A 25,267-nucleotide genomic window follows, 5' to 3' on the forward strand; every position below is an offset into this window, starting at 1 on the left:
AGCGCTAGCGCCCGCGCGATATCGAATTGATCTTTCGACACTTAATAAAGCCCTGTGGTCCGTGGTGCTCTTAGGCTTATTCAATCACTGCCCAGCCGTATCGTATCGCATCGCAATCGAATAGCCATCCCCCATCGCTACTAGCTCTAGGGCTGTGATTCCAAAGAACTGCGTTGATCAGGGTGGAGCATTCATTAGCATGATATGCAATTTGCGTATTTTATTTCTTGACCTATGCAATTTGCGTACTTATCGTTTCTACAATCACTGCATACGGAGAGGGTTATGACCAAGGCTGATCAGTTCAAAACTCTGGCGAAAGTCATTGCCAACCCAAAACCAGAACACCCACCTGCGCTGACAAGCAGCGTTTGGATCACCGCCAAGGAATTCACGGGGCGACCTTTGTCCCTGGAACGCATGGACCGCGTCGGTGTGGCACACGAAAACCCATCCAACACCGCGAGCGAATGTCGCCTGAAACGTATTCGCGACGCAGTAAGGCAGCGCGCGTCCGAACTTGGCCACACTGGACCCGACCCTCTCATCTTGAAGAACCCGACATTCCCGAACCGCCTGCCTCGATAATGGCGGCAACTGGCCGGGGAGCGTACCGCCTTCCCCGGCCGCCTTTTTCGGGCACCCGAACACAAGTGGCCTACCGAGCAGGCCGCCGGGGCGCGCAGGTCACACTCACGGAACACCAATCCACCTGCGCGCCCCGCTTTTCTGGGGGAATACGAATGGCTGAACTGAAACCGGATTCATTCTTCTGCCCACGCTGGCCCACCTGTGGTTGCCCAGATGGCACCACCCGGCCGGACTGCCCCGGCATTTCCATCCTCCACGGAGACAGATCTCGCGCCACACCCCATGGCGCAGATAGCGGGCGAGGCTCCTCCCCATCCCATGACCCTCGCCCGCACCCAATTCCTGCACTCAAGTTGATCAAAGGTGGAACATGAACATTGTCGGTTACGCAGACATACGCCGGCGCGCGCTTGATCAGATGTTGGCTCGCGACATGGTCCGGCTCCGCAACCCCGAAACCGGTGAGTATCTGCACGCGTCCGGTACCGGAACGGTCTTTGGCATTGATTGGTCCTGGCTCGGTTTCCGACGCCAGGCAGAAGCGCTAAGGCAGGCCACCCTGTCTCGCAACGAACCATGGGTGTTCATCATCGTGCATCGCGACGAGAACGAGGAAATCGCAAATTTACGTTCTCAATTCGAAACGGAGTGCGGCTGATGTTCAGAAGCCCGCGCGCATTAGCAGCATGTGAACGCAGCGGAAAGCTACGCCGCGCATTGATCCGCCGTGGCTTTGACGCATGGTCCTGCGACCTCGAACCAGCCGACGACAACGCCAACAATCACATCATCGGCGATGTGCGCGATGTGATGTACATGGGCTGGGATTTGATGATTGTTTGCCACCCGCCTTGCACGCGCCTGTGTCGCGCCGGTCAGCGTTGGCTGTACGGTCCCGACAAAACACACCCTAAGGTGCTGCCAAAGGGACGGACGTGGGCTGACTTGATCAAAGAGTTCGAAGAAGCATGCGATCTGTTCGTAGACTGCATGAACGCTCCCTGCCCCCATGTAGCTATCGAAAACCCGGAAATGCACAAGTGGGCCAAAGAACGGATGCCGGACATTCCAGTCCCACAGTTCGTGCAGCCATACTGGTTTGGAGATCCCGCTTTCAAAAAGACCGGTCTGCATTTGCGGGGCCTGCCTGAACTGACGCCTACCAACATGCTGACACCGCCGAAACGCGGCACCGACGAATACAAACAATGGGGTTCAATCTGGCGAACGCCACCCGGCCCCAACCGCGCCAAAATCCGCAGCGAAACGTTCGACGGCTTTGCCGAGGCAGCCGCGCAGCAATGGGGCGACTATGCAATGAAGAGGCTGGCGGTATGAGCAACACGCAGCAATTGATCGCAGTCGATGCCACGGCGCTCCAAACCCTCATAGCTGAAGTGCAGGAACTCCGCCGCGAAGTCCGTTGCGCCCGCATTCAGCCTGAGCAGGAATGGGTAACCATCAAGGACTACGCCGCTCGACACGGGAAATCTGAATCCACAATCAACCGCTGGATCGCTAACGGTACAGTTGAAACCAAAACAGAAGGTAAAACCCGAATGGTGAGACTATAACGGCCACCTTCCGGACTTTCGCTGCATGCGCAGTACCAGTGGCCACAAACGGCCGTTTTGCGCAGAAACCGGACTTTGCAAAGTCTCGCTAAGGCGCCAAAACGGACGCTTATCGCTATCTCGTATGTAGCAGGATAAATTCCTAAAAGTGGTCGTTAGTCTTCTGAGCCACTGACCCAAGCCGCCTTTAAGTTTGGATCGAATAGCAACATTCTCACCTCTACTTGCCTGCTTCTAAGCCGGACAGCCTCTGATCCACTGTTGTCCTCCAAAGCACCAAGGCTTGTATCGTGGGTATTCGAAGCCCATATACACAAGGCTTACGTTTTTCTTTTTCGACCTGCTGTCTCCTCAATTCGGCGTTCAGTCTTTCGATTCAGACCGACCACGCCGAGTCGCCGCAATGATGCGGGCGGCAAGTATTAGGAGACCTTCACCATGGCAAATGGCACAGTAAAATGGTTCAATTCGACCAAAGGTTTTGGCTTTATCGAGCCTGAAGATGGCAAGCGCGATGTGTTCGTGCATATCTCAGCACTTGAACGTTCCGGCATCAGCGAATTGAAGGATGGCCAGAAGGTTACCTTCGACATCGAAGCTGGCCGTGACGGACGCGACAGCGCCGCCAACCTAGCACTCGCTTGACCTCTTTTGGGCACCCTTCTGGGGTGCCCGTTTGCTCAGAGGGTTCCTAAGAGCCGTTGGAGAACAAGTCAGTTGCAACAGCAGGAATTGACCCGGGTGCTCGCGCAATACCGTGTGCCCGATACGAAGCGTAGCGTTTTTGAACTGACAGTCACTGTCATCCCCTTTTTCGCGCTATGGGGCGCAGCGTGGTTTGCGTTATCTTTTAGTGTCTGGGTCGCTGTTCTACTGGCCATCCTGAACGCCGCATTTCTGGTGCGTCTCTTCATCATCATGCATGATTGTGGTCACGGATCTTTCTTTAGAAATCGCGCCGTTTGCAATTGGACAGGCCGGGTCCTGGGTGTTCTCGCCCTCACACCTTATGACGTCTGGCGGCAAAGCCATGCGTTTCACCACGCCTCAACCGGCAACCTTGATCGGCGCGGGATGGGCGATATCCCTACGTTGACTGTAGAGGAATACCTGAAACGAAAGTGGGCCGGTCGTGCCGCTTACAAATTAATCCGGAACCCCTTCTTCCTGTTCTGTATCGTACCGGTCTACACGTTCTTTCTTCAAAATCGCTTGCCCTTTGGTTTCATGCGGTCAGGCTGGCTGTATTGGGTAAGTGCAATGGGAACAAACGCCGCGATTGCGGTGGTCCTGGCTCTGATTTTTTGGACCGGAGGCCTAGATGTACTGGTTTTTGTATTCCTGCCAACCATGATCGTCGCCGCCTCGATTGGTATTTGGCTATTCTATATTCAACACCAGTTTGAACACACGACCTGGGAGCGGGAAGAAGTGTGGAATCTTCAGAACGCCGCATTCTATGGAAGTTCTCACTATGCCCTGCCAGGCATCCTTCGGTGGTTCTCTGCCAATATTGGTGTGCACCATGTTCATCACCTTGCCAGCCGCATACCGTTTTATCGGCTAAACGAGGTTTTGCGTGACCATTCCGAGTTGGAAAATTGCCAGCGTATTACTCTATATGAGAGCTTTCATTGCGCACGATTGCATCTTTGGGATGAAGAAAGTCAGCGCTTGATGACGTTTTCTCAGGCTTTGTCGAACGCCAATCCCAACAAAAGTTTAGTGTAATCTAGCGCGCACCAAAAAGGCTTCGACAGTATCACCACCTAAGGCGCGAATGGCCTCTAATCGGTGAAGGCCTTCAATCAGCACGAACCTTTTGTTGTCAGTGCGTATCTGGATCGGGGTCTTCTGGCCGTTCTTCAGGATATCTTCGGCCAACGTCAGGACTTTTTGCTGATCAAGTGTTTTTGCACGTTTAACAGGTACATAGATCAATTCTAGCGGATATGATCGTTTTTCCAACATAAGCTATGTGTGCAACCTTTCTTGCATTTATCTCGGTTTGGAGTTCGCTTCAAAAGCAGGCGCTATAACGCACGTCATAGAACCGAACGAACAGCGTCGCGCAATTCCTTATGCATAATCCAAGTTGCTGGCTCATCGTCACTTTCGATGTGAGAAAATGCCAGGACCTGCGCGGCTCCATCATTCTGTGCCGATCCGGCTTCGGGAAGTTCGAGCTCTAGATACTCCGCAATCAATAGTCCGATTTTCTTAAAGACCTTGATGGACGCTTCGCGTGATTTGTACCCGGCCGCCTGAGACAGGTGGCCAATAGTCAGACCCTCCTTGCCAGCAATTGTAAGTGCTTTGAGCATTGTGAGCTGCGCAGGGGAGAACCTGATCTGGCGCAATGCCTCGGCATATTCTCTTTCACTGGGAATGAGGGTGCCGGAGTTTCCCTCCAAGCGGCGTTGACCGCTACGCTTCCTGTCTCGTTCTTCGAGAATTTCTTTTAAGGCTTCAATGGCCAATGCCGGTGTTTCGCCGACTGCATCGGCAATCATTGCCTGCGTTTTCGCTGGTGGCTTGGGGAATGCGCGCGCAACGCTGTTACCGCTCAGAATGCCAGCTTTAATCAAGTACTTCCCAAACTCCACTTCAACCACACCTGATACGTCAGCGTTCCGCGTCTTACGAACGCTGCGGTCCTGAAATGCTCTTTGTTCCAGACCATGAGCTGACATCTTTGAGTCCGGGAGGGTTACTTGAGGGGTATTTTTACGCATCAGAGAAACACCACTACAATAATCACCGCAACAAACACCGCCGACGCCACAGATACTTTAATCCCGTAGGACCGGCGACGAGCCTTTTCGGCTTTGATGCTTTTACCCAGGTTTTCATCAATCGAGTTATGGTTCACGGCTTAGTCCTTCTGGATATGTCGGGCACTATTGATTTCCACCAACCTATTGTCGCGGCACATTTTCGGTGCACGTATCGTTCTGTCGTGTGAACGGCCGATTGCATTCCCAACCATCACCCCTACGATTTAAGTGAGCATTTGAAGGGACAAGGATCGCAACGCACCTGTGCCGGTTGGCGCGAAAACCACGTTCGCATTTCCACCCGGAATAAGTCTCAGGGGCAAGATATGCATGCTTCGGAACAGCCACGGGCTCGCAGCCGCTCTCCGCTGCCCTGTAACCCCTTAGGCATACCCAACCATCCGAGCTTTTTTTGTCGCTCAGACGACCGTTTTTTGGGACTTGTATTGCAATACAATCCTGGTTCTCTTTACGAAATCCCCAGTTGCAGTGTATTTCCTGCACGCCAAACCGAGATTCGACGTATCCATTTTGAGGTGCAATCAGTTCTTGGCACTCTTCCCCGACACGCTGGAACAGCCGATTGCACTCCCACTTATCTCCGGTTGATGCAAGATAGGCATTTTCAGGAACCCTTATTTCCTCACAGAGTTCTCCGACATTCTGAAAACCGTGATTGCATTCCCAGCCGCTACCAAAGGAGCTACCCGTCAAATATGCGTTTTCTGGAAAGTCTGTTCTTTGGCAGGATCCGTTCTTGTTTTCGAAACCTTCGTCACAAACCGATCCATCGACAGTGCCTGCGATTTGAGCAGGAAGCTGCGTTCCTGAGAGCAACACCAAGAGTGCCGGGATCAAACAAAGAATGCAGCGCGTAAACACGATGAATGACTGATTGAAACGGAGCCTGAGACCTGATCTATCAGTCATCAAGCACGCAATTTATGAGCCATGTGCTGTTCATACGGCGCCTTCTTTCATGGGTCACGCGATGACTGGTGCATGTCGGGTGACAGTTTCAAATGCTTGCGAGGAACGAGCTCATAGCGAAGACCCCAGCGAAACCCGTTCCTATGCTGGGGCACATGCTACAGTTAGTCTGAAGGCTATTGGATTATCGTAACCGGCAGCATCGCGGCGACGAGTAAATTTCACCAATACACTTTTGTGGTTCTTAGCCAGCATAGAGTCAAGGAAGTTTCCCTCGTCGCAATGGTAGCACCGCTAAGGCTAGTAGTATTTGAAACTGCCGGTGACCAAGTTGCCTGGTGAACCACCGAAAGAAATTATCTGGCATTAATCTGTCGTTATAGAGATTTTGAGGCCGGACCAGCAGCGAATACCAGCTTTATTCCGCATCGCTCTTGTCAGGCCTGGGTGCGGCGAAAGAGCGGTACGTGATCAAGGTTTCCTCGTGGCTATGAATGACTGGCCTGACGCCATCAGCAGCAACGCAGAGACATTCGTGCCGCTCCTGCGAACTGATGCTGTGCAAGCACTAGCAGCGCGAGCAAATGGTTGATCTGTTACGCTTCTCGGGAATTGCAAAGTCTAATTGTGAATGTCCGTTTTGGGCTGCGAGCTGCCCAATGCAACTGCAGCAGCCCAATTGCGAGGCAATGACCGCTAAGGGCTCATCCTGCCTGTCTATGCTTGCCGCAGAAAACGACCGTTTTGAGCCCATAGTGCGAGGTGCCGTGGTTCGAACGAATGGCCGCTTACAATGTCAGAGCGCAAACCAAGACTTGTTCAATTGCTACGCTCACTATGCTCGTGCGCAAGAATCCCCATTATCCAATCATCATGCCACGCACCGCTTACCCAAGCTGCTTCTCGTTCTGTTCCTTCATGAACAAAACCACATGACAGATAACAGCGAATTGCGCGCTTGTTGTACGATAAGACTCGCAAGTCTACGCGATGTAGTCCCATTTCTGCAAAGGCATGGTCGAGGGTTTGGGTAATAGCTTCGCGCCCAATGCCGCGCCCAAGATGGGCTTCACCAAGAAGCCCTATTGCAAGGCGCGCACGTTTGTCCGGTTTGTCTAAACTGTGCAGCCTAACTTGCCCGACTGGCTCACCCCCATTGACGATAATCTTGGAATACGGGTGGTCACGCAGCCACTCAAGCCAACGTTTTGATCGTTCCATATCGGGTTTCGGCAGGTTGTCTGTTTCACCGCCATACATGCGAACAATTTCGGCGCTTGGAGCATAGGAGAAATGTACCAATGCATCTGCATCTACAGGGTCGCGAAGTTCGACCAGAGAACTGTGATTTCTCACCTTCATCAGCCTCATCTTGATAGTGGCTGCACTATCCTATGTTTGGGCATTGATGAAGGCAAATCGGAAGCGGATGCTTGCGCATTTACGGCGAAAGGTCAGTTTGTCCGCTCACCAACAATCAGATACTTGAACTTGAACGTCCGCTTTCGCGCGTTTGCGGTCCGCTGCATGTGCGAAAGGCGGAAAGAGGATCAACGGCAGCTCCGGGCTCAAAGGACTGTTCTGTCTCACCGCAGAGAACGGCTGCAGTGAGCCCATAATAGACACTAAGCTAGGACGCGGCGAATGGCCGCCATGAGCCCAAGCGGACTCTCGTCTTACGAATCCCCTGCAGCCGAACCGTTTTTTGGTCGACTCGCCGTTTCCATCGGCGTCTCACCGAAGAATTGACGGTAGGCAACTGACGTCCGGCCCAGATGACTAAAACCGGCTTCGCCGATGAGTTTCGAAACGACACCTTTCTCATAGGTGCATCCCAGCAGAAGCGACCTTAGCCGGTGTAGCTGGACAATCGATTGGAACTTGCTTGGGCCAACACCAAGCTGTTTTTCAAAGGCCAGAAAGAGTGAACGCCTGGATACCACGAGTTCGCGACACAGTTCTTGAACCGTTAGTTTTGTGCCAGCCGGGTTTTCTGAAAAAAACTCTTCTGCCGCCAAAACGATCTTCCACTGACTATGGCTCGCTTTTTCTGCGGGCATTTGTGGTTCGGCACAGTAAAGAAATTCACCTGCCAAGTTTTCGAGGTTCTCGAGAACGTCATTCAACATCCAAGCATCTTCCGCATCCACGGTAGTTTGTTTGTGGCAAAGACACATTTCAATGCGCTGAACAAAAGCATTCAGACGGCCAGATCTAGTAATGCGGATGGGTGTTTCAAATGTTGCCCATCCACGCTTCTCGACCTGTAGCCACGGAACTTCCAGCAGGTATATCTGAGTGCCAGCTTCGGCCACGTAGTCATACTCTGTTGGCTCTTGCCCTTGCCAGAACACAAGAAACGGATCCTCATATAGAGTTCCCTGAAATCGAACCGGTTCGCCGTTGGGCAAGACTAAACCGAGGAAGACTGTGTCGCCGTGTTGAACTTCTTGGAAACGAATACGCGAAAAATATTCCTCGCAATAAAGGCTAAAACCATTGTGTTGGGCCATGCGCCAATTCAGCTTCGGACCTTGTGGAGAGAGAGCGAGCGCTTCGAGTTGGACGCCAGTGTAATCAGGCAGGTGATCCACTGAACGTATTTTCTTGGACAGTAACATAGCGCCTCAGTTAACCCTTACTGCGACCGGCTCTGGCAGCAGCACATTGAACTTCAATTATTCATAATAGTTTGCACGATTCGGATAGCCAGTCACAAACTCAGGTTACACTATCGATCTCGAACACAGAAAACCTGTCAATGTCCTCGGAGTGCCTCATGAAAAAACTGACACTTTCCCTTGCTGCGCTATTGGTATCGTCAACTGCTCTGTACGCGCAGGCCGCCGATCTGGTCTTTACCAACGCTTCTGTTCTTACCATGAATGACGATGCGCCGACCGCGCAGGCCGTTGCCGTCACGGGCAACCAGATAACCTATGTTGGCGATGTCGCGGGAGCAGAGCCTCTGATAGGTGACAATACCGAAGTTCTGGACTTGGGCGGGGATACCCTGTTGCCGGGCTTTGTGTCAGGTCACGATCACATCGTTGCATCGGGTTGGACGTCGCGCGGTGTAAGTCTGTTCGGAATAGAAACGCTTGATGAGGCCTTGGCGGCAATCAAGGAGTACGCCGATGCAAACCCTGACGAGGAGTTGATCCTTGGATATGGGTTCAATCAAGTGGCTTATGGTGGTTGGCCTACAAAAGAAGATTTGGATTCGGTGGTTTCTGACCGTCCGGCCTTTATCCTCGACTTCACAATCCACGATGTTTGGATGAACTCCAAAGCCTTTGAAGCGGGTCAGGTCAGCCCCGACGAAGAGGATCAGGTGCCGGGCGTTATGTTCTGGCAGCGTGACTCGGAAGGCAATCAGACCGGAATCGGGATTGAGTTCCAGTGGGCTGCGGCCTTTCGAAATGCAGGCGCATGGGATCCAGCAGGTGAAATTCCTGACATCCAGAAAAATCTCTACGATCAGGCCGTTAAAACCGGAATCACAGCGGTACACGTGCCTCTGATGGCTATGCCGACAGTTACCGATCTGTCTCTTGTGAAAGATGACGAGAAACTCGCGCTGGCCCACCTACATGAACTGGAAAAGAACGGTGAGCTAACGATCCGAACCTTTGTTGCGACGGGGTTCAAGGACCCGACCGCCACTGCTGACGAAATAGTAGAACACACACTTGAGTTACGCGAGCAATACGACAGCGACATGCTGCGCATCTGGGGCATCAAAATCCATCCAGAAGGGAACTGGAGTTCAAAGACGGCCTGGATGCTGGACGATTACGCCGATGGGTCTGCAACGCGCGGTGCGGCTGCCATTGAAGGCCCAATGATAACTTCGGTCTATCTGCATGCTAATCAGAACGGGCTTCCGGTGGGCACTCACGTGGATGGATCACAAACAGTGCGTAATACGGTGGACGCGATCATGACCGCGCGCGGCGCTGGTTATGACGTTCCCAACAATCTATTGCATCACTACTTTTGGGTATCAGATCAAGACCATGAAACAGTCATTGAGAATGACATCATGGTAAATACGACGCCTATTTTCCACGTTGATTGGGAAAACCAAGATGTTAACGCATTGGACTTGTTGGGTCGTGCAAAGGTCGAGGCGATTTTTGCCCGCTATTCCTCGCTGATGGCACTCGGACACAACGTATCGATATCTTCGGACGTGCCATCCTCGCCGATTGATCTGATTGGTCCGCTACTAAATGTTGAGATTGCGATGACTTTGCAGGACCCACTGAATCCGGACAGCAAGCCGTTCCCGTTGTCCCGCAAACCGGCCTCATTGGAAGAGTCTTTGAAAGCAGTCACGATCTATCCTGCCGCGCAGCAAGCGATGGAGGACAAAATAGGCTCCATCGAAGTGGGAAAATATGCCGACCTTGTTGTTCTCGATCAGGACATAACTGCCGTCGAACCGCGTGAAATCTCGGACATAAGGGTGTTGGGCACGCTTATGGATGGGCGCTTCACGCATCGGGACGGTATTTGACTTCAGAGGCCGTTTCGGCTGGGGGCACACAATGCCCCTCGCCGCTTCAGGAAGGAAACCAGAATTGAAACGACTGATCTGTTGCAAAGCCGCTTTGATAGCGACATCCCTTTTTGCGCCGGCGTATGCGCACGCGGAGGAAGTCGCATTCATTGCGATATTGAACGTTCCGGCTGGAAACGCACAGGCTTTTGATGCTTTGGCCAGAGACATGGTTGAGGCATCTGCCACCGATGACGGGCTTTTGATTTACGAGTTCGCCCGGGTCGGCGAGACGGTGTACGGCTATGAACGCTATGTGGATGCGGCTGCCCACGCCCGGCACGAAGCGTTGATCGAGCCCTTCATTCCGCAGTTGGTTGAGTTGGCGCAGTTCAAGAAGATTGTCACCCTATCGCAGCTTACAGATGATCATCAGGAATTGTTCCAAAGCATTGGGGCAGAGATTGGCCAACCAATTGCCGCGGCAGCGCAAGGACCATCCAAATGAATGCGCAATGGCAAGGAAGGTTTAAAAAAAGCCTACAGATAATTCTAAGCGGAATCCGGGAGCATATGATGAAATGCCGACTTTGCACTTGTGCTGTCTTCTTCGTTGGGATGCTGAGTTTTCAACCCAATGAAGCTCAAGCTTGTGACGCGGCTTGTCAGGCAGCGCGGAAGGCCGCGAACCCGCTTGCGGACACAAAAGCGCTGATCACCGACAATACAATCGCCTTCAGAACCGGGACGAACGACGACGACAGCTACAACTTTCAGCTACAGCCCGTCTATTCAGTTCCACTGACAGACGCGACATTGGTGCTTCGGGGGATTGTGCCGATTCAGGGTGTCCAGCCGGGCGCCGTATTGCCGCCTGGAATTGTCGATCCTTCGGAAGAAAATGATCTGACTTGGGGCATCGGTGATTCCACGGTTCAGGCATTTTATTCACCTACGCCGGGAGAAAGCGGAATCGCACTGGGCTACGGCCTGCAAGTTTCCTTGCCAACGCACACGAATGACGCCTTGCAAGGTGCAGGTTGGGGGGCTGGTCCTGCCTTTGTCATGTTTGGGCAAACAGGTGATTTGTCTTGGGGTGGTGTCGTTGCCCATATGTGGGGCGAGAACGATTTCAGTGTGACCATCCTTCAACCTATTCTCACCTACGGTTTGGGAGAGGGTTGGTACGTTGGGTACAACAACGTGGTTTCGTACAACTGGAATTCGGCCAGCAATGATGAAGCGTGGGCAATTCCTTTGGGTTTGACCGCTGGCAAAACGTCGATCATCAATGAAGCTAAAGGCACCGCTATGGATGTCAGTGTCGGATACTACACTTTGGAGCGCAAACCTGACGGCGGGCCGGACAGACAACTTAAGCTGGGTCTGTCGTTCTTTTTTTGACTGGCGCTTTGGAAGAATGATTCAAGAGACTGCTTTCAACGACTGGGAACAAAAAACACGAGAGTGAAAGATCCCTTGCATATTGAAACTTGGCCGAAAAATTTGACCCGTCGCAACTTGGAGTGAAAACTGGAGCTCTGAAATGACAAGTAACCTGATTGCTCTGATAATTTCTGCTTTTGCGTTCGCATACACTCAAGATGCTCAGGCAGATGTTGTCCAAGTCCCGCAAAAATCTGCTGCCCAAACTTCTCCTTCAGGGGCAAAGCGTTTTGACATGTCTAAGCGCATACTTGATTTGGCCATTGCCGCAAGCTCCACAGCGCTAGATGATCCTATTCAGGAGCATGTTGCGGTTAGCTGGCGTGATTTGAAGCCAACCCTAAAGTCTCTGGAAACCCCATTTGAAACACTGCCAGATCCGTTGTTGAACGCTATGCGAACGCAAGTTCGTTGGCGAACATCCAGTGCCAGTGAGCGCTCTGATCCTGATCTGATTAAAGAATACAGGGCGGCCAATGGTGTTCTGGCCGCAAATGATGTCGACGTAGAAAAGCTAATGCTAGACCGCCGAAAAATCATTGCGCAAAACAACGCAATCGGACGCGGTCCAAATCTTGAAAAACTGGGTACAACAATCAGGCTACCCGGGTACATAGTACCACTGACAATCGATGGAGGAGTTGTAACCGAATTCCTGTTTGTGCCAGTCGCAGGTTCTTGCGTTCATACACCTTCGCCGCCACCCAACCAGATCATTCATGTTGATTACCCAAAAGGCGTCGAATTCAAATCGATTTTCGATGCCTTTTGGATCGAAGGTGAACTGTCAGATGAACGCAAAATCAGCGATGTTACATTCTACGATGGCGCTACAAACGTGGAATCCGTTTATCAACTCAACGCGCATATAGTTGAAGCATTCACTTATTGATTTCGGAGTAGCACATTCGCCGAAAAACCAAGAGGTTAAACCGCTTTTCAAGTGCTTTGCCTCTGTGGATTGCAACCTGTTTAGGAAACTCTAAACGGCATTTTAAAGGCTCCCTTTCAAGCTGAGTCCAGCCATTGAGTTCAGAGGTGGGAACGGCAGCAGTGTCCCGCTCACCAGCTGACCGACGCCGGACTGTGAACGTCTGCTTCCGTCCGTTTGCGGTCCACTGCATGTGCGAAAGGTTGAAATTGGATCGACGGCAGCAATGGGCTCTACTTCACAGTGGGATCACACAAATCTAGCAGCTATGGGCTAGTCCAGCCGACGTGCCAACTCCTCTGCACTTTCATCATAGTAGACCATCAGCATCTTAATATCGGTGTGGCCAACCATCTTTGCCAATGCCAATACTTCCAGTTTCTTTGAAAGCGATGTAATGGCCGCATGCCGTGTATCGTGGAAGGTCAGCCCCTTGATACCTGCCTTGTCCCGCGACTTTCTGTACAGCACATCCAACTGACGGCTGGACAGACCAAAAACTGGGTTTAGCTCTGGCAAAGCTTCTAGCAGTCGAACAGCCTCAGACGACAGCGGTACATCCCTTGGCCTGCCGTTTTTGGTGTATTCAAGCCGCGCCACTCGGCGGTCGAGATCAACGTTTTCCCATTGCAGCCCCGTGATCTCGCCTGCCCGCATCCCAGTTTCTAGGGCAAACAGGAAGGCGTGAAAGGCCCGCGCGGTTGCCTTGCTCAAATCCTCGCCTGCACAATGGCGCAGCATTTCGATCTCATTTTTGGTCGGCAGTCTGTCACGCGGTGGTGGTTTCTTGGGCTTTCGCACATCAGCCAGCGGATTGTCAGGCAGCAATCCCCATTCCTTTCGGGCAGTATTCAGCACGCTGGTCACCAGTTGCATCTCGCGAATGACGCTGGCAGGTGCAACTTCGAGCAGTCTGCGGTCACGCCAATCAGCGAAGTCCTTTGCTGCAACCTCTCCAAGCTGCAGGCGGGCAATCCTATCTCTGCCTAGTTTTTCCAGGCGAATTGTCTCCCATCGTGCACCTCGCTTCTTGGGAGACACTTCACGTGCGTAGCGATCGAAAAGGTCTCCTATCGTCATCTTGGCAGCAACCTTTTCTCCGTTGAGGATCAAATATTCTTGTCTCGCGGCCCAATCTTTGGCCTCTTGCCGCGTAGGCCATACCATGGATTTGCGCACTCCCCTGCGTGCGATCTCTGCTCTATAACCTGTTTTCAGCTTACGAATTGACGCCATGAATTACGCACCGTGCGGAAAATATGCGTAAATCATCGCGCAAAACGACGCACAACGGCAAGCAAAAGCTACGCATTGTGTTACACAAATCTATGTTTTGCAGGGGTTTGCGTTCATCACGACGCAATCACGTCTGAATTCTGGTGCGGTCGAGAAGACTCGAACTTCCACGGGAGTTACCCCACAGCGACCTCAACGCTGCGCGTCTACCAATTCCGCCACGACCGCACTGTCTGTGACTTGGTAGAGCGGCGTATAGACGTTGAACGCGGGGATGTGAAGAGGCAAAAACACACAGGTTTGAAATCCCCGACACAACCCATATCTCTAGCCTCAATACACTGCCACACCTACCCCTTCAGGAGTTCCAGATGACATCGCCCGATTCCCGTCCCGTAGTTCAGATCGACATCGTCTCGGACGTCGTGTGCCCGTGGTGTATCGTTGGATTTCGCCAGTTGGATCAGGCGTTACAGCAGCAAAATGTACTGGCTCAGCTCAGATGGCACCCGTTCGAGCTCAACCCCTCCATGGGACCCGAAGGCCAGAACCTGCGCGAACATATTATGGAGAAGTACGGTTCGACAGAAGAACAGAGCCAGCAAGCGCGTGATCGCCTGACCTCGCTCGGCTCGGAACTCGGATTCGATTTCAATTTCACCGACGAAAGCCGCATGGTGAATACCTTTGCCGCCCACCAATTGTTAGACTGGGCGGAAACGCAGGGGCGACAGCATCCGTTGAAACTGGCCTTGTTCAAAGCGTATTTCAGCGACCAAAAGGATGTGTCGGACGTGGACGTACTGGCAAGCGTTGTTGCCTCCGTTGGTTTGGACGAGGCTGCCGCCAGAACAGTGCTTGAGTCGCAGGCCCATGCGGCCTCGGTCAGAGAGAAGCAACAGTTTTGGACCAGTCGCGGTATTTCAGGCGTACCTTCAATGGTTTTTGGCGGAAAGTACCTGCTGACAGGTGCTCAGGGCACTGAGACCTACACCCAAGTTCTGCAGCGATGCCTTGCCGAGGCCGCTTGACCCCTTTCGCAACCATCGCATGCGCGATATGAGCCGCCTATGGAATGGAAGATCTCTGACGGGCTGACCGATTATCAAGAGGCCGTCGCCTTCATGGAGGCGCGGGTGGCTGCGATTTCTGCGGGTGAGGCTGACGAATGCATCTGGCTGCTTGAACATCCCCCGCTGTACACTGCGGGCACTTCGGCGCGCCGGGAAGACTTAACCGATCCGGATCGCTTCCCCGTGTATGAAAGCAAGCGCGGTGGTGAATATACCTATCACGGCCCGGGACAGCGCGTCGTCTATGTCATGCTTGACGTCGGCAAACGGGGGCACGACGTGCGCCGGTTCGTGAAGCAACTGGAAACCTGGGTGATCTCAGCTCTGGCGGAATTCAATGTCCAAGGTGAAATACGCGAAGGGCGCGTTGGCGTCTGGGTTCAGCGCAAAGACAAACCACTGACGGTTACCGGCCAACCCGCAGAAGACAAGATAGCCGCAATTGGTATCCGCCTGCGCAAGTGGGTCAGCTTTCATGGTATCTCAATTAACGTTGAACCCGAACTTGATCATTTCACAGGTATCGTACCGTGTGGCATCCGGGAGTACGGTGTCACATCACTCGTCGATCTTGGGCTACCAGTGACCATGCCGGATCTGGACGTGGCATTGAGAAAGACGTTTTCAGAGGTTTTCGACCCGGCGACGGCCTGAGAGTCTGACGTCAACGAATCGAATTTTGACGCTAGGTAAGCAACAGTGCCAAATCTGACGAGGCTCTGTTTCCCAAAATGCCCGAAGTTTTCCGAAAATTTACACGATTTAGTGTAAAATTTAGAGAAACTTCATCTGCCCTCAATACATCTGTCTCTGTTACGAGTAACATGAACCTACCGTTCTAGAGTGAGTGGTGTGTTAAACCGGTGATCCCGGGCTTGCCCGCGAAATCCGATAAGTGTTTGGTTACGAGTCTGCCGTTCCGACCCCATAATCGGAACGGCAATTCCTTTTTAGGGCCCCTTAATCTTCCTGATGCCCGAACCGTAGCGAGCCAACACAGGCGCTTTCTGAGCGTTCGATTTCGAGTGTGACATGTGCGATGGCGAAATCTTCATTCAGTGAGCGTTTTACCTCGCTACGGATTGCCTCTGCCCGATGCCAGGCCTCATCAGCGATAACCAGATGTGCAGTCAGCGCGGGCTGCCGTTCCTGCATGCTCCACAGGTGCACATGATGCACTTCGCTTACCCCATCTGTTTCTTCGATTGAGCTTGCGACCTGTTCGGGCTCTAGCTCAGGTGGTGCACCCAACATCAGCACTCTGACAGTTTCACCAATTTCAGCTTTGACGTGCCAGAGGATGTAGACCGAAATCATGATGGTCACCGCGGGATCAACCCAGGTCCAGTTGAACAGAATGACAGCAGTGCCCGCGATGATGACCGCAACCGAGCCCAAAGCATCAGCCACATTATGCAGGAAAGCAGCGCGTATGTTCATGCTCTCCTTGGCCATCGTGTAGGTCAGAACAGCGGTGATCACATCGACGATGAGCGCTATAGCGGCGATCCAAACAACGATCCAGCCATTGACGGGCTCAGGTTCAAAGAACCGCATTACGCCTTCGTACATCAGATAGACCGACAAAACGACAAGTGTTGTGTAGTTGACCAATGCCGCAACCACTTCGGCACGGCCATAGCCGAAACTCATTCGCGGGTCTGCAGGGCGACGTGCGATTTTGCGAGCAAAGAACGCAATGACCAGCGCGATCGCATCGGAAAGGTTGTGCAACGCATCTGCAATCAGCGCCAATGAGCCGGACAGGACCCCCCCGACAATCTGGGCAAGGGTCAGAAACATGTTCACAGCAATGGCCCATGCAACTCGCGCATCCCCTGCCGACGGATCGATGTGATTGTGCGAATGATGGCCATGCCCGGAATGCGAGTGTTGATGAGCCATGTTTTGTGCGTCCCTTGTTCTGGTTCGACACACAATGTAATTCCTCTAGTCACTAGAGGTTCAAGAGGGCTTGGAAAAAATGTTCTCAATTGGTGACTTGTCGCGCAAGACCGGAGTGAAAGTGCCAACGATCCGGTTCTATGAAGACAAGGGTTTGCTACAACGACCCGAGAGAACTGCGGGCAATCAAAGGCGCTATGACGAAACTGCCCTGAAGCGGTTGCAGTTCATCAAACATACACGCGATCTGGGTCTACCGCTGACAGATATCGAAGCGCTGCTTTCGCTCGAAGGAGCAAAGGGCGCAGATCTGAACCGCGCCCATGATATTGCTGAAAGGCAACTGGCTGATCTGCGTGATCGGATCGCTCGTCTCAGCCGACTTGAAGCTGAGTTGGCCCGTATCACCGCCGCCTGTGATGGCAGACACGATCATGTCTGCGAGGTAATGCATGCGTTCGGCGACCACGAAACCTGCTCGGGGTCGCACTGAACTGCTGCTCTGATCAACCCAGCGCTGCTTTGATCTTATCGGCTTGTGCGGCGATGACCTCGAAATCGCCCATGTTTCCGGGCGGGCGCATAGATACACCTTCGTAGCGCGGCAGAACGTGGAAATGCAGGTGAAACACTTCCTGCCCTCCGGCGGCCTCGTTGAACTGCTGGATAGTGACGCCATCAGCTTCAAAGGCCTTCATTACGGCCTGCGACAGCTTTTGAACCGTCTTCATAACCGACGCCAGTTGCTCGGGCGATGCATCCAGGACATTGCGACACGGGGTTTTGGGGATCACCAGCAAATGTCCATCAGAACGAGGCATGATATCCATGAAGGCCAGCGTCTCGTCATCCTCGTAAACACGGGTCGACGGAATTTCCCCACGCAGGATTTTTGCAAAGATGTTTTCGGGATCGTAGCTCATGTCGCACCTTCTTCGTTGCCGCTGTTCATGTTCTTGCGATCCATGCGGCAGAGGTCAAGCAAACATGTTCAACCGATTGATTTCTGACAACTGAAATTCAGAATCGACAAGACTTACCGCGCGCTGGCTGGCAATCTAGCCTGCAATGGAGGCCAACTGGATCATAATTTCTGACCTCATACTTCGTGGTATGGCGATCGGCGCGATGGTCGCGACCGCATTGGTCCTGATTTCGCGCTCGCGTTCGCGCGGCACATCTTCGGTGGCAGCGTTGGGATTGTGCACCGTTTGCTATCTGTTGATTTCAGCTCCCACGATCATGCCAAACGCTTTGCAACCCTTAATGGTCGCAGGCGCTACGCTTTTGCCGCTGGCGCTGACCTGGATGGCGACGGTCCAGCTGACAGACGACGCATCTCAGCGTAGGCCCGTGTTAGTTCTGGCCCTGCTGACCGTCGTCACAGCCGCACTCATCCCGTTTTGGCCCGCGATGACACTCATCCGCGGAATTTTGGCTATCGCCTTGTACTTGGGCCTCATCATCTTGGCCTTGGCAACTGACAGTGACGATCTGGTCATCGATCGCAGACGGTTCCGGCGCGGCTTTCTAGCGGCAATGGGCGCACTGGGCCTGATCGTCTCGGTGGTCGAAGCCAGCGGATTGGACGCCAACCTGCCCAATTGGATCTATCCGCTGCAAGCCTCGGCCATCCTTGTACTGGCCCTGCTATTCGCAATTTGGGCGCTTGAGCCCGTTGCAGATGAACCCATCAAACGAACAGGGTTCAAATCAAGGGCCGACCTCACCGAGCGAGTTGAACAGGCCATGCGCCGCGGTATCTGGCAGCGCGAAGGACTGACCATTGGTGCTTTCGCTGAAGAACTTGGTGTTCCCGAGCATCAATTGCGTGCCACGATCAACGGCGAAATGGGACATCGCAATTTCTCGACCTTCATAAACGTTGCTCGGATAAAAGCTGCGAAGGCCCTTATGGACGATCCCTCTCGGGGCCGAACAACGATTCTTGAGATTGCTCACGAAGTGGGCTTTGCCTCGCTCGGTCCCTTCAACAAAGCGTTTCGCGCGCAGACAGGCTCCAGCCCCCGCGAGTATCGCAACCGCGGCTGATCGTTTCTGAAAAAACAGGTTCATTTCGAAAATCTCTCGCCGATTTCGCAATCGATGAGACCTGTGGCAATCCTGACCGCACCATTTTCAGCATCCTGACAACCAAGGAGAGCGAAAATGGCCGAGTTCCACCTGACCGACCTGATCATCGGCACCCTAACCCATGACACATTGCGTTATGCTTTTGGTGCCGGAGGGACATATCTGATCATCAACACGTGGCTGGCACGTCGTTTGCGAAATCGGAAAATTCGCGAGCAAATCCCCAGATGGCCTCAGATCAGACGAGAGCTTGTGATCAGCGCCCGAACAATTCTGATCTTTGCCACGACCGGCATTCTCATCGGATTGGCCCACGCAGCAGGTTTTGCACCCATTTACGATCAAATCGACGACTATGGTGTGGCCTATCTTATAGGTTCATTGCTCCTGATCATCATCGCCCATGACGCGTGGTTCTATTGGACGCATCGCCTGCTTCACCACCGGCGCCTGTTCAGGCTCATGCATCGCACGCATCATCGGTCACATAATCCCACGCCATTCACCTCTTATACTTTCGACACCTCGGAAGCTGTCATCAATGCAGCCTTTCTGCCGATCTTTGTCGTGCTGATCCCAATGCATCCGCTGGCTTTGCTCGCCTTTGTCTTTCACATGATGCTACGCAATGCGCTGGGTCATTGCGGATACGAAATCTTTCCAGCGCGCTCTGACGGCAAGCCCCTGTTCGACTGGCTGACCAGCGTGACCCATCACGATCTGCATCATGCCAACGGGCGCTATAACATGGGCCTGTATTTCACATGGTGGGATCGGTTGATGGGTACTGAACACCCGCGCTACCATCAGGAGTTCGCAAGGATCGCCCCTCGCCCCAGCGTACGATCCGGTGACCTTATGCCAGTCCTCCTGTTGTCTTGCATTTTCGTCCTGGCAAGCACCTCAACCAAGGCAGCCGAGTTGCGAGGAACGTATTCAGCGCCTTACCTCGGGGCTGTTGTCCGCTTCGAATCCTGCCCAAATGACTCCACACTAACTTGTGGTCGGCTGCTCTGGGGATGGGATGTGACCATCTGGCGACATATCCAACCCGGTGATCTGATGATTACGGGCCTCAAACCAGACACAGCCGGATGGTCCCAAGGGCGCTTGCAGCATCCTGAAACGGGATTGACCTTTCGCGGCAATATCCATCAGTTGGCCGATGGTCGGCTGCGCCTCAGAGGATGCGCCGGACCGATCTGCGCAAGCCAGATCTGGGTTCCGCTCCGACAGCTCAAGAACACCCTCGCCGACCTTCAATAACACGGGATTCAGCCCGTCCCCTTCAAGAGGGTGCGGCTATTTATCTTGATCCAGATCAAACTCGGCCATTGAAGGTCACCCCTTCGCATTCTAAAACCAGCAGGAATCCCGCGCGCTGGAGAGGTCTGGCTGCGCGGTGCAGTTGCAACAGGAGGCACCTAAATGGCAGACGCAGCCATTCATGGTCACGAGCATGAAGACAATCGCGGTTTCTTTACCCGCTGGTTCATGTCGACCAACCACAAGGACATCGGGATTCTCTACCTGATCTTTTCGGCACTGGCCGGTCTGATCTCGGTTCTGATGACCGTCTACATGCGGCTCGAGCTGATGCACCCGGGCGTTCAGTACATGTGTCTGGAAGGCTTTATGGCCGACCCATGTACCCCTAACGGACACCTGTGGAACGTTATGATCACCTATCACGGTGTTCTGATGATGTTCTTCGTTGTCATTCCAGCCCTGTTCGGCGGATTTGGCAACTATTTCATGCCGTTGCAGATCGGCGCGCCGGACATGGCGTTCCCGCGAATGAACAACCTGTCCTTCTGGCTGTACGTCGCTGGTACCTCGCTGGGCGTGGCTTCGCTGCTGAGCCCCGGTGGTAACGACCAGCTCGGTTCGGGCGTTGGTTGGGTTCTCTACCCGCCGCTGTCGACGACCGAAGGCGGCATGTCCATGGACCTTGCGATCTTCGCCGTACACGTATCGGGCGCCTCCTCGATCCTCGGCGCGATCAACATGATCACCACCTTCCTGAACATGCGTGCCCCGGGCATGACCCTGTTCAAGGTGCCGCTGTTCAGCTGGTCGATCTTCGTCACCTCGTGGCTGATTCTGCTGTCGCTGCCGGTTCTGGCGGGCGCAATCACCATGTTGCTGATGGATCGCAACTTTGGCTTTACCTTCTTTGATCCGGCCGGTGGCGGTGACCCGATCCTGTATCAGCACATCCTGTGGTTCTTCGGCCACCCGGAAGTGTACATCGTGATCCTGCCCGGCTTCGGCATCATCAGCCACGTAATCGCGACCTTCGCACGTAAGCCGATCTTCGGTTACCTGCCGATGGTTTGGGCGATCATCGCGATTGGTGTTCTGGGCTTCGTCGTTTGGGCGCACCACATGTACACCGTTGGCATGTCGCTGCGTCAGCAGGCCTACTTCATGCTGGCCACGATGGTCATCGCGGTTCCGACAGGCGTTAAGGTCTTCTCGTGGATCGCGACCATGTGGGGCGGATCGATCGAATTCAAGACACCGATGTTGTTTGCCTTCGGCTTCCTCTTCCTGTTTACCGTTGGCGGTGTGACCGGTGTGGTCCTGTCGCAGGCAGGTATCGACCGTGCCTATCACGACACCTACTACGTGGTTGCTCACTTCCACTACGTGATGTCACTGGGTGCAGTATTTGCGATCTTTGCGGGTATCTACTTCTACTTCGGCAAGATGACGGGTCGTCAATATTCGGAATTCTGGGGCAAGGTTCACTTCTGGCTGTTCTTCATCGGCGCCAACCTGACCTTTTTCCCGCAACACTTCCTAGGTCGTCAGGGCATGCCCCGCCGCTATATCGACTACCCCGAAGCGTTCGCTCAGTGGAACTTCGTGTCGTCGATCGGTGCATTCGTCTCGTTCGCTTCGTTCCTGCTGTTCTTTGGTATCGTGATCTACGCCCTGCTGCGTGGCGCACGGATCACCCAGAACAACTACTGGAACGAGTACGCGGATACGCTGGAATGGACCCTGCCCTCGCCGCCGCCCGAACACACGTTCGAGCAGCTGCCAAAGCAGGAAGACTGGGACAAAGGCCACGCGCACTGATCCGGTCAGAAGAAATCAGAAAGCCCCGCTCAGTGCGGGGCTTTTTTTGTGCGCAACGAACGGGCAATCGGGGAATTTCCGTGACAACAAAACAGTGCTCGACTAATTTTCCTCAGTAAATCAATTACCTTTCGATTGTCAGGCGACTGGTGAATATCCAGACCTTGTCTGACACGTCCCGAGCCATTTTAGCAGAGGATAGTACGCAATGCTTTTGCACGACGGCATCAAGTTTCAGCAAATGGTCAAGGGATCCATTGGCTTTATCTGCCTCGTTTTGGTCTGGATATTTCTCGTCGTGCTGGTTGACGAACTGACCCCCATCGAAGTCATCAACAACCCAAGTCCGCCGGTCACCATGCTGGGCCTCGCGGTAGCATTCTTTCTGGGTTTCAAAAACACATCTGCCTACGCCCGCTGGATCGAAGCCCGAAGCGTCTGGGGCGACATCGTAAACGGAAGTCGCGATTGGGGGTACACCATAGGCAATCTTGTCCAGTCTGACGGCACCCCTCTCGATGCAAACATCCGACAAGATCTGATTGATCGGCATATCGCATGGCTGAACATGCTCGCATATCAGCTTCGGCAATCATCACCCAGCGGCCGGACACGTCGTCCCTGGCTGTTCGGACATAAACCCATCTCAGACCGTGCTGACCTACATCAGAATCAGGACAGTTGGCGCGATTATCAAATCGCAACTGACCTGCCGCTGCTTGAAGGGAAGAACAACAAAGCTGCTTATCTCTTGTTCTTACAAAGCCAACAGTTGGCAGCGTTGGCGAGCGAGAAGAAAATCGACTCCTATTGGCACATCGCCCTGCTCGACCGGATCGCACAGTTTTCCACGTCGCAGGGCCGCAGTGAACGCATCAAGAATACACCATTCCCCAGACAAGTTGCCGAGGTTGGCCGTATCTTCAGCTGGATATTCATTTTCCTGCTCCCTCTGGCGTTCAACGACGAACGCTCGTTTTTTGCCAGTGCGGATGCCCCCCTTCTTCAAACGGTGATTTCCGACTGGCTGACTTTCGCCCCGGTCGGAGCGTTGGTGTGCTGGATTTTCTTTGTAACCGAGCGGGTAAGTGCCTCGATGGAGGACCCGTTTGAAGGCGATGTAACAGATGTTCCGATTTCGACAATCTGCCGGAATATCGAGATCGACCTGCGCCAGATGATGGCCACGGACGAAGCTCCAGCCCCGCTGACGCCAATAGACAAAGCGCTGTTCTGATTCAGGTTTTACTGCTCAAAACAAAGGGATGATCGAAAAATCAGTCGATTTAGGGTATCCTGTGTCATGAAACTCTGAATCCGGAGCGTTCTGATGCCTGAAATCGACTTTTGGTTTTCCATTGGCAGTACTTACAGTTTCCTGACCGTGATGCGTCTGGATGAGTGGTGCCGCGAGCATGAGACTACCGTCAACTGGCGTCCATTCAATGTGCGTACGGTGATGGCTGACCAGCAAAACACCCCTTTTGCGGGAAAGCCTATTAAATCAGCATATATGTGGCGCGACATCGAACGCAGAGCAGCCAAGTATCACATCCATGCCAATCTGCCGGCCCCCTACCCGATCTCCGATCTGGCGCTGTCCAATCAGGTCGCGCTGCTTGGCATGCGTGAAGGCTGGGGTAAGGACTTTACCCAAACGCTCTATCGCATCTGGTTCGAAGAAGGGATGGAAGCTGGCGGTGAGAACGCTGTGTCCGAGGCCCTGTTCCGTTGCCAACAGGATCCCCGTCTGATGTTGTCGCGCGCGCGTAGCCCCGAGATCGAGGAAGCACTGGAATCTGAAACGGCGAAAGCAACAGATCTGGGCGTATTTGGTGCACCCAGTTTCGTTGTGCGTGGTGAAGTTTTCTGGGGTGACGACCGCCTCGACGACGCATTCTCGTGGTCGCGTGTGGGCCATGTTGTTTAGCGAATCCCCATCGACTCCGGCTTTCATTGCGTTATTTCTTACCCATGCCCTACAGATGGAACCAAACCTCTGACACCGAACAGGAACTGCGCCTATGGCCGCATAATTCGCTGCCCCCGCGTGGTGCCATGATCGTTGTCCTGGCAGTGTTTCTGTTCGGGCTCATCCCGTTGCTGGCGGTTCTGGGTTCCGTCCTACTTTGGGGTCTGCTTCCGTTTCTGCTTCTGACGGTTTTGGGACTGTGGCTGGCCTTCGAAATGAATTATCGGGCGCGAAGTATGTTCGAGGTGCTGACCTTGACCGGCACACAGGCCCACCTTGTGCATCACAGCCCGCGCTCAGGTCAGAAGGAATGGAGCTGTAACAGGTATTGGGCACGCCCCGAGATGCACAAAAAAGGTGGGCCGGTACCAAACTATGTCACGCTGGTCGGCGACGGGCGAGAAGTCGAAATCGGCGCCTTCCTGTCAGAGGAAGAGCGTATCGCGCTATATGATGATCTGGTGAATCGATTGAAGGGACCTGCCGCAGCTTAGCCACGGCAGGTTCTGAAACTTAACAGTTTCCGTTGGCAGAAGCGCAAAGATGGTCTTTGACCATCGGGCCAACTTTGCCGAAATCCATCTGGCCGGTGTAGCGCGATTTAAGCTCGCCCATTACCTTACCCATGTCACGGATCGACCCCGCACCAGTGGCCATGATTGCTGTTTGGATGGCCTGCGCGACCTCATCATCGTCCAGCTGCTTGGGCAGGAATTCTTCGATGACCTCAACCTCGCGCAATTCACGCTCGGCCAAATCCAGGCGCCCGCCTTCTTCGTAGGTGCGTGCGCTTTCTTTTCTCTGCTTGATCATTTTGCCAAGAATTTCAAGAACATCCGAGTCCCCGCACCCCTTGGCTTCTTCATTGTCCGACCCGCGCGTAGCGATGTCGCGGTCCTTGATTGCCGCATTGATCAACCGCAGCGTCGACAGACGCTCGGCTGCTTTGTCTTTCATTGCTTGCTTCAGGGCGGTGTTCACCCGTGATCGCATATCCATATGGTTTGTCCATCCCCATGGCAAAGGAACCCTGAACATATCTAAACAAAAAGCGTGATACAACAGCAGAGCAATATGGCTAAGTTATTGAAAAGTAACAATAGCCCAAAAATTGATCAGACTTGACCCAGCGGCCTAACCCCCTTAG

27 protein-coding genes, 1 tRNA gene and 1 pseudogene are annotated in these 25,267 nt (G+C 53.4%); 19 read left to right on the forward strand and 10 right to left on the reverse strand.

Going from position 1 to position 25,267, the window contains the following annotated elements; translation table 11 throughout:
* The first annotated feature begins 285 nt into the window (after window positions 1-285).
* From GOX61_RS15005 to GOX61_RS15030, 6 genes are all read left to right on the forward strand, one after another.
* Complete coding sequence (locus GOX61_RS15005; protein WP_170335024.1) at window positions 286-588, forward strand: hypothetical protein; 303 nt, start codon at window positions 286-288, stop codon at window positions 586-588.
* 373 nt (window positions 589-961) lie between these two features.
* Window positions 962-1,249: a hypothetical protein gene (locus GOX61_RS15010; protein ID WP_170335026.1), complete on the forward strand. Its 288-nt coding sequence runs from the start codon at window positions 962-964 to the stop codon at window positions 1,247-1,249.
* Complete coding sequence (locus GOX61_RS15015) at window positions 1,249-1,929, forward strand: hypothetical protein (protein WP_170335028.1); 681 nt, start codon at window positions 1,249-1,251, stop codon at window positions 1,927-1,929. The genes GOX61_RS15010 and GOX61_RS15015 overlap by 1 nt, the downstream gene beginning before the upstream one ends.
* A complete protein-coding gene (locus tag GOX61_RS15020) occupies window positions 1,926-2,165 on the forward strand; it encodes a hypothetical protein (RefSeq protein WP_170335030.1) in 240 nt (79 codons plus the stop codon). Before GOX61_RS15015 ends, GOX61_RS15020 begins: the two co-directional genes overlap by 4 nt.
* A 438-nt stretch (window positions 2,166-2,603) precedes the next feature.
* Complete coding sequence (locus GOX61_RS15025; protein ID WP_170335032.1) at window positions 2,604-2,810, forward strand: cold-shock protein; 207 nt, start codon at window positions 2,604-2,606, stop codon at window positions 2,808-2,810.
* A 96-nt stretch (window positions 2,811-2,906) separates the two neighbouring features.
* Window positions 2,907-3,896 carry a fatty acid desaturase gene (locus GOX61_RS15030; RefSeq protein ID WP_367646975.1) on the forward strand — a complete coding sequence of 330 codons (990 nt, stop codon included), beginning with the start codon at window positions 2,907-2,909 and terminating at the stop codon, window positions 3,894-3,896.
* On the opposite strand, the gene GOX61_RS15035 is transcribed toward GOX61_RS15030, so the two are convergent.
* From GOX61_RS15035 to GOX61_RS15055, 5 genes are all read right to left on the reverse strand, one after another.
* Entirely contained in the window at window positions 3,888-4,136 is a 249-nt protein-coding gene (locus GOX61_RS15035) for a ParB N-terminal domain-containing protein (RefSeq protein ID WP_170335034.1), read from the reverse strand. The genes GOX61_RS15030 and GOX61_RS15035 overlap by 9 nt on opposite strands.
* 74 nt (window positions 4,137-4,210) lie before the next feature.
* On the reverse strand, window positions 4,211-4,900 hold the full coding sequence (locus GOX61_RS15040) for a hypothetical protein (RefSeq protein WP_170335036.1): 690 nt from the start codon (window positions 4,898-4,900) through the stop codon (window positions 4,211-4,213).
* Complete coding sequence (locus tag GOX61_RS15045) at window positions 4,900-5,037, reverse strand: hypothetical protein (RefSeq protein WP_170335038.1); 138 nt, start codon at window positions 5,035-5,037, stop codon at window positions 4,900-4,902. Before GOX61_RS15045 ends, GOX61_RS15040 begins: the two co-directional genes overlap by 1 nt.
* 1,654 nt (window positions 5,038-6,691) lie before the next feature.
* Window positions 6,692-7,243: a GNAT family N-acetyltransferase gene (locus tag GOX61_RS15050; protein WP_254436888.1), complete on the reverse strand. Its 552-nt coding sequence runs from the start codon at window positions 7,241-7,243 to the stop codon at window positions 6,692-6,694.
* Window positions 7,244-7,548: 305 nt separating this feature from the next.
* Window positions 7,549-8,493, reverse strand: a complete 945-nt coding sequence (locus GOX61_RS15055) for a helix-turn-helix domain-containing protein (RefSeq protein WP_170335040.1) — start codon at window positions 8,491-8,493, stop codon at window positions 7,549-7,551.
* Between the two features lie 158 nt (window positions 8,494-8,651).
* On the opposite strand from GOX61_RS15055, the gene GOX61_RS15060 reads away from it, so the two are divergent.
* The 4 genes from GOX61_RS15060 to GOX61_RS15075 all read left to right on the forward strand — a co-directional run bounded on the left by GOX61_RS15060 (window position 8,652) and on the right by GOX61_RS15075 (window position 12,714).
* Window positions 8,652-10,394, forward strand: coding sequence for an amidohydrolase (locus tag GOX61_RS15060; protein ID WP_170335042.1), 1,743 nt, complete (start codon window positions 8,652-8,654; stop codon window positions 10,392-10,394).
* 31 nt (window positions 10,395-10,425) lie between these two features.
* A complete protein-coding gene (locus GOX61_RS22550) occupies window positions 10,426-10,884 on the forward strand; it encodes a putative quinol monooxygenase (RefSeq protein ID WP_302478301.1) in 459 nt (152 codons plus the stop codon).
* 110 nt (window positions 10,885-10,994) lie between these two features.
* On the forward strand, window positions 10,995-11,780 hold the full coding sequence (locus GOX61_RS15070; protein WP_170335045.1) for a hypothetical protein: 786 nt from the start codon (window positions 10,995-10,997) through the stop codon (window positions 11,778-11,780).
* Window positions 11,781-11,922: 142 nt separating this feature from the next.
* The gene (locus tag GOX61_RS15075) at window positions 11,923-12,714 is read left to right on the forward strand and encodes a DUF3299 domain-containing protein (RefSeq protein ID WP_170335047.1); all 792 of its coding nucleotides are present in this window, start codon (window positions 11,923-11,925) and stop codon (window positions 12,712-12,714) included.
* Window positions 12,715-13,026: 312 nt separating this feature from the next.
* On the opposite strand, the gene GOX61_RS15080 is transcribed toward GOX61_RS15075, so the two are convergent.
* Window positions 13,027-13,833: a tyrosine-type recombinase/integrase gene (locus GOX61_RS15080; RefSeq protein ID WP_254436890.1), complete on the reverse strand. Its 807-nt coding sequence runs from the start codon at window positions 13,831-13,833 to the stop codon at window positions 13,027-13,029.
* A gap of 297 nt (window positions 13,834-14,130) precedes the next feature.
* A tRNA-Leu gene (locus tag GOX61_RS15085) sits at window positions 14,131-14,217 on the reverse strand.
* Window positions 14,218-14,360: 143 nt separating this feature from the next.
* Here GOX61_RS15085 and GOX61_RS15090 point away from each other — a divergent pair.
* Both GOX61_RS15090 and lipB read left to right on the forward strand, forming a co-directional pair.
* Complete coding sequence (locus tag GOX61_RS15090; RefSeq protein ID WP_170335050.1) at window positions 14,361-15,020, forward strand: DsbA family oxidoreductase; 660 nt, start codon at window positions 14,361-14,363, stop codon at window positions 15,018-15,020.
* Window positions 15,021-15,056: 36 nt separating this feature from the next.
* A pseudogene (gene lipB, locus GOX61_RS15095) lies at window positions 15,057-15,716 on the forward strand (lipoyl(octanoyl) transferase LipB); the annotation flags it as partial.
* 306 nt (window positions 15,717-16,022) lie between these two features.
* Here lipB and GOX61_RS15100 read toward each other — a convergent pair.
* The gene (locus GOX61_RS15100; protein WP_170335052.1) at window positions 16,023-16,967 is read right to left on the reverse strand and encodes a cation diffusion facilitator family transporter; all 945 of its coding nucleotides are present in this window, start codon (window positions 16,965-16,967) and stop codon (window positions 16,023-16,025) included.
* Between the two features lie 79 nt (window positions 16,968-17,046).
* Between GOX61_RS15100 and GOX61_RS15105 the strand changes: the two genes are divergently transcribed.
* On the forward strand, window positions 17,047-17,460 hold the full coding sequence (locus tag GOX61_RS15105) for a MerR family transcriptional regulator (protein ID WP_155151333.1): 414 nt from the start codon (window positions 17,047-17,049) through the stop codon (window positions 17,458-17,460).
* Between the two features lie 13 nt (window positions 17,461-17,473).
* Here GOX61_RS15105 and GOX61_RS15110 read toward each other — a convergent pair whose 3' ends face one another.
* On the reverse strand, window positions 17,474-17,890 hold the full coding sequence (locus GOX61_RS15110) for an HIT family protein (RefSeq protein ID WP_170335054.1): 417 nt from the start codon (window positions 17,888-17,890) through the stop codon (window positions 17,474-17,476).
* A 145-nt stretch (window positions 17,891-18,035) separates the two neighbouring features.
* On the opposite strand from GOX61_RS15110, the gene GOX61_RS15115 reads away from it, so the two are divergent.
* The 6 genes from GOX61_RS15115 to GOX61_RS15140 all read left to right on the forward strand — a co-directional run bounded on the left by GOX61_RS15115 (window position 18,036) and on the right by GOX61_RS15140 (window position 24,614).
* A complete protein-coding gene (locus tag GOX61_RS15115; protein ID WP_170335056.1) occupies window positions 18,036-19,019 on the forward strand; it encodes an AraC family transcriptional regulator in 984 nt (327 codons plus the stop codon).
* A gap of 117 nt (window positions 19,020-19,136) precedes the next feature.
* Window positions 19,137-20,327 carry a sterol desaturase family protein gene (locus GOX61_RS15120; protein ID WP_170335058.1) on the forward strand — a complete coding sequence of 397 codons (1,191 nt, stop codon included), beginning with the start codon at window positions 19,137-19,139 and terminating at the stop codon, window positions 20,325-20,327.
* Between the two features lie 162 nt (window positions 20,328-20,489).
* Window positions 20,490-22,148, forward strand: a complete 1,659-nt coding sequence (ctaD, locus tag GOX61_RS15125; RefSeq protein WP_155151342.1) for a cytochrome c oxidase subunit I — start codon at window positions 20,490-20,492, stop codon at window positions 22,146-22,148.
* Between the two features lie 208 nt (window positions 22,149-22,356).
* Window positions 22,357-23,385, forward strand: coding sequence for a bestrophin family protein (locus GOX61_RS15130; protein ID WP_170335060.1), 1,029 nt, complete (start codon window positions 22,357-22,359; stop codon window positions 23,383-23,385).
* Window positions 23,386-23,478: 93 nt separating this feature from the next.
* A complete protein-coding gene (locus GOX61_RS15135) occupies window positions 23,479-24,078 on the forward strand; it encodes a 2-hydroxychromene-2-carboxylate isomerase (protein WP_170335062.1) in 600 nt (199 codons plus the stop codon).
* 44 nt (window positions 24,079-24,122) lie between these two features.
* Complete coding sequence (locus tag GOX61_RS15140) at window positions 24,123-24,614, forward strand: DUF2244 domain-containing protein (RefSeq protein WP_170335064.1); 492 nt, start codon at window positions 24,123-24,125, stop codon at window positions 24,612-24,614.
* Window positions 24,615-24,633: 19 nt separating this feature from the next.
* On the opposite strand, the gene GOX61_RS15145 is transcribed toward GOX61_RS15140, so the two are convergent.
* Entirely contained in the window at window positions 24,634-25,119 is a 486-nt protein-coding gene (locus GOX61_RS15145) for a GatB/YqeY domain-containing protein (RefSeq protein WP_170335066.1), read from the reverse strand.
* Window positions 25,120-25,267: the final 148 nt, after the last annotated feature.

This window comes from Ruegeria arenilitoris (assembly GCF_013030265.1).
Lineage (GTDB): Bacteria > Pseudomonadota > Alphaproteobacteria > Rhodobacterales > Rhodobacteraceae > Ruegeria > Ruegeria arenilitoris_E.

Bases quoted from the DNA above. Each gene is read 5' to 3' on its own strand.
- GOX61_RS15005 (WP_170335024.1), top strand. From the start codon at position 286: ATGACCAAGGCTGATCAGTTCAAAACTCTGGCGAAAGTCATTGCCAAC.
- GOX61_RS15010 (WP_170335026.1), top strand. From the start codon at position 962: ATGAACATTGTCGGTTACGCAGACATACGCCGGCGCGCGCTTGATCAG.
- GOX61_RS15015 (WP_170335028.1), top strand. From the start codon at position 1,249: ATGTTCAGAAGCCCGCGCGCATTAGCAGCATGTGAACGCAGCGGAAAG.
- GOX61_RS15020 (WP_170335030.1), top strand. From the start codon at position 1,926: ATGAGCAACACGCAGCAATTGATCGCAGTCGATGCCACGGCGCTCCAA.
- GOX61_RS15025 (WP_170335032.1), top strand. From the start codon at position 2,604: ATGGCAAATGGCACAGTAAAATGGTTCAATTCGACCAAAGGTTTTGGC.
- GOX61_RS15035 (WP_170335034.1), bottom strand. From the start codon at position 4,136: ATGTTGGAAAAACGATCATATCCGCTAGAATTGATCTATGTACCTGTT.
- GOX61_RS15040 (WP_170335036.1), bottom strand. From the start codon at position 4,900: ATGCGTAAAAATACCCCTCAAGTAACCCTCCCGGACTCAAAGATGTCA.
- GOX61_RS15050 (WP_254436888.1), bottom strand. From the start codon at position 7,243: ATGAGGCTGATGAAGGTGAGAAATCACAGTTCTCTGGTCGAACTTCGC.
- GOX61_RS15055 (WP_170335040.1), bottom strand. From the start codon at position 8,493: ATGTTACTGTCCAAGAAAATACGTTCAGTGGATCACCTGCCTGATTAC.
- GOX61_RS15060 (WP_170335042.1), top strand. From the start codon at position 8,652: ATGAAAAAACTGACACTTTCCCTTGCTGCGCTATTGGTATCGTCAACT.
- GOX61_RS22550 (WP_302478301.1), top strand. From the start codon at position 10,426: ATGCCCCTCGCCGCTTCAGGAAGGAAACCAGAATTGAAACGACTGATC.
- GOX61_RS15070 (WP_170335045.1), top strand. From the start codon at position 10,995: ATGCTGAGTTTTCAACCCAATGAAGCTCAAGCTTGTGACGCGGCTTGT.
- GOX61_RS15075 (WP_170335047.1), top strand. From the start codon at position 11,923: ATGACAAGTAACCTGATTGCTCTGATAATTTCTGCTTTTGCGTTCGCA.
- GOX61_RS15080 (WP_254436890.1), bottom strand. From the start codon at position 13,833: ATGACGATAGGAGACCTTTTCGATCGCTACGCACGTGAAGTGTCTCCC.
- GOX61_RS15090 (WP_170335050.1), top strand. From the start codon at position 14,361: ATGACATCGCCCGATTCCCGTCCCGTAGTTCAGATCGACATCGTCTCG.
- GOX61_RS15100 (WP_170335052.1), bottom strand. From the start codon at position 16,967: ATGGCTCATCAACACTCGCATTCCGGGCATGGCCATCATTCGCACAAT.
- GOX61_RS15105 (WP_155151333.1), top strand. From the start codon at position 17,047: ATGTTCTCAATTGGTGACTTGTCGCGCAAGACCGGAGTGAAAGTGCCA.
- GOX61_RS15110 (WP_170335054.1), bottom strand. From the start codon at position 17,890: ATGAGCTACGATCCCGAAAACATCTTTGCAAAAATCCTGCGTGGGGAA.
- GOX61_RS15115 (WP_170335056.1), top strand. From the start codon at position 18,036: ATGGAGGCCAACTGGATCATAATTTCTGACCTCATACTTCGTGGTATG.
- GOX61_RS15120 (WP_170335058.1), top strand. From the start codon at position 19,137: ATGGCCGAGTTCCACCTGACCGACCTGATCATCGGCACCCTAACCCAT.
- ctaD (WP_155151342.1), top strand. From the start codon at position 20,490: ATGGCAGACGCAGCCATTCATGGTCACGAGCATGAAGACAATCGCGGT.
- GOX61_RS15130 (WP_170335060.1), top strand. From the start codon at position 22,357: ATGCTTTTGCACGACGGCATCAAGTTTCAGCAAATGGTCAAGGGATCC.
- GOX61_RS15135 (WP_170335062.1), top strand. From the start codon at position 23,479: ATGCCTGAAATCGACTTTTGGTTTTCCATTGGCAGTACTTACAGTTTC.
- GOX61_RS15140 (WP_170335064.1), top strand. From the start codon at position 24,123: ATGCCCTACAGATGGAACCAAACCTCTGACACCGAACAGGAACTGCGC.
- GOX61_RS15145 (WP_170335066.1), bottom strand. From the start codon at position 25,119: ATGGATATGCGATCACGGGTGAACACCGCCCTGAAGCAAGCAATGAAA.